General features: G+C 45.5%; 4 protein-coding genes. All 4 read left to right on the top strand.

Annotation, left to right across the window (positions count from 1 at the left end; all coding sequences use genetic code 11):
* The first annotated feature begins 186 nt into the window (after positions 1-186).
* From Q0986_RS03630 to Q0986_RS03615, 4 genes are read left to right on the top strand one after another with little or no spacing between them, the layout of a single operon-like run.
* A complete protein-coding gene (locus Q0986_RS03630) occupies positions 187-432 on the top strand; it encodes a toxin HicA (protein WP_299404006.1) in 246 nt (81 codons plus the stop codon).
* Positions 432-761, top strand: coding sequence for a type II toxin-antitoxin system HicB family antitoxin (locus Q0986_RS03625; protein ID WP_299404002.1), 330 nt, complete (start codon positions 432-434; stop codon positions 759-761). The genes Q0986_RS03630 and Q0986_RS03625 overlap by 1 nt, the downstream gene beginning before the upstream one ends.
* Positions 762-766: 5 nt before the next feature.
* On the top strand, positions 767-1279 hold the full coding sequence (locus Q0986_RS03620; protein WP_299403999.1) for a hypothetical protein: 513 nt from the start codon (positions 767-769) through the stop codon (positions 1277-1279).
* Positions 1280-1285: 6 nt separating this feature from the next.
* Entirely contained in the window at positions 1286-1945 is a 660-nt protein-coding gene (locus Q0986_RS03615) for a hypothetical protein (protein WP_299403996.1), read from the top strand.
* The last annotated feature ends 344 nt before the right edge of the window (positions 1946-2289 follow it).

Raw genomic sequence — 2289 nt, 5'->3', positions numbered from 1 at the left:
AGAGGAGCGGCCTCCTGAGCGTAGGACATATTCTCAGCCTAGCTAAGAATAAGAGCGCTCCACTGCTGAATGGTTATTTCAGCCAGGCTGCACTAGTTATTTTGACTCTAGCGAAACTCTAACGAACAGTTAGTATTATATTGGAGAGTATTCTATAATAGTGTCAATATTGATACTATTAACCATATGGCCAGTATCGACAAAATTGTTGCCAAAATGGGGAATACCCCCGCTGGGATTAAGTTCTCTGATTTGTGCAAGGTTTGCGATCACCACTTCGGGGAAGCTCGCCAGACTTCTGGAAGCCATCGAGTCTACAAGACGCCCTGGCAAGGTGATCCTTTCGTCAATATCCAACCTAAAAAGGGCATGGGCAAACCCTACCAAGTCAAGCAAGTGTTAGCCGCCATCCAAAAGCTGGAGTCAATGTAATGGATGCAAAATACTATACCTACCGGGTCATCTGGTCTGAAGAAGATGAGGAGTTCGTGGGCTTATGTGCCGAGTTCCCAAGCTTAAGCTGGCTCGATGATGATCAACAATCTGCGTTCGCTGGCATCGTGGATTTGGTTCAGGGCTGCATTAATGATTTAGCGTCCCAAGATGAACCCATCCCAACCCCCTTATCTAAGAAGCAGTACAGCGGTAAATTCATGGTGAGAATACCCCCTGAACAACATCGACAATTGGCTATCCAAGCGGCTGAGCAGGGAATCAGCCTTAATCGATTAGCGAGTAGCAAGTTGGCATCTGGGGGGTAGAGGGGATGCCTAAAACTGCCTCCGAAAAATGCCGTCTGTGTGCAAAGCTAGATTTCTCAGATGTACTTCTTAAGCATGGGCCGCAGGGTACCAACTGTTTCGAGGGTGAACCCTGCCACAAACGCCGCACCTATTATGGGAAGAGAGCACGCTACAACAAGTCAAGGCGTGAAAAGTATCGGCAGAAAACGGGGAAGTCACCCCAAACTATTCAGGTTCCGCTACCCAAAACGACCTGGGCTGAGGTTACGTTCTATCGAGAAACTAAGAACTCTCCAACGCATGCGATCGCATTAGAAGTACGGCGCTCTGAATGGGATGACAAGCAACAGAAAATGGTTGAACGAGTGTTAGTAAATCACCCACCCTTTCACGCAAAAGGTATGACTGAGGCAATCGTGGGCAAAGCCATGCGTGATGCTCTCTTGAAATTCAATGAGGTATTGGGGACGAGGCTCACTAAGTATGAAATCTTGAATGAACGGCATCCAAGTCTTTGCCCTATCTGTGGAAGGTGATGCTTTATGACGGCCATCCAACTTGAACTCGATTTTAAGCAACAGCTCCAAGAGGCCCAAACATCCCCCACAGACGATGACTGGAAACAGTTATGGATTGTCTTTGACAATATCTTTTCTCGGACTCATTGGCGTGATCAGCTTGAACTAGCCGCCGAAGCCATATATGAGATGGCAGAGTTGCATACTCTTCGTGCTGACGCCATTTTTGAGAAGCTGCGATTTTCCCCGGATGAGGAACCTGTTCTTTCTGATGATTTCCTCGCGGATCTCTTTGTCCAGGAGCGACCCTTAGATCTCGATGATCTAATCGCGGAACCTGAACTGTATGTCCGTTCGCCTTCTGACAAGACAGAAGAGGTGGAAGGAACGGTAGTTGAGTACCAAGACAAAGAAGAGGTTCTTGCAGTAATTGAGCCTGAGATTCAGGAAGAAGAAATGTCTGGGAAGGACGTTGCTCTGGGTGCTTCCCATGTCGAGGATGTTGGGGCCTGGGTGAATGCGATCCGAGAGTTCCTTGAGGGTAAAAAGGATGCTGTGTTGTTCAGTGATTTAGTGCGAGAGCTTGGCCTGGCTCCTGTGGCAGTGCTGATCGGAGTTCTTCTGGGGGGCTTTCGGGTGGAACAACAGGGAGGGTTTTATGGGGGCGAGGTTTGGGTGGGGTGAGCAACAGCGCTAGGAGATCTTAAAGTTGAATATCAGAATTAGTGTCACTATCTGGCAAAAGTAAAATGCTTATCTAATGGTGTTAGATAACTCAAAGAAAAAATCCTAAATTTTTTAACAATATTGGTGGCAAAGTTTTGAAGGTTTTATGGATGCTTTAATAAAGATGAATTACCTCTCCTGTTAGTTCTCTATAACTTGGAAATTTCTTATTAATTGTATAGTATTATCTTAAATTTTTGAGGTTGAAGTGACATTGCATGTTCTGCAAAATAACCGGAAATATGTACGAATCTAGTTTCTATAAATGATTCACTAAAATGCCATGAGAAAATAATATTCTT

The sequence above is a fragment of the Acaryochloris sp. IP29b_bin.148 genome, from assembly GCF_028285565.1.
Taxonomy (GTDB): Bacteria; Cyanobacteriota; Cyanobacteriia; order Thermosynechococcales; family Thermosynechococcaceae; genus Acaryochloris.
The sequence above is the reverse complement of the archived record's forward strand: the minus strand, read 5'-3'. Positions and strand labels throughout refer to the sequence as shown.

Bases quoted from the DNA above. Each gene is read 5' to 3' on its own strand.
- Q0986_RS03615 (WP_299403996.1), top strand. From the start codon at position 1,286: ATGACGGCCATCCAACTTGAACTCGATTTTAAGCAACAGCTCCAAGAG.
- Q0986_RS03625 (WP_299404002.1), top strand. From the start codon at position 432: ATGGATGCAAAATACTATACCTACCGGGTCATCTGGTCTGAAGAAGAT.
- Q0986_RS03630 (WP_299404006.1), top strand. From the start codon at position 187: ATGGCCAGTATCGACAAAATTGTTGCCAAAATGGGGAATACCCCCGCT.
- Q0986_RS03620 (WP_299403999.1), top strand. From the start codon at position 767: ATGCCTAAAACTGCCTCCGAAAAATGCCGTCTGTGTGCAAAGCTAGAT.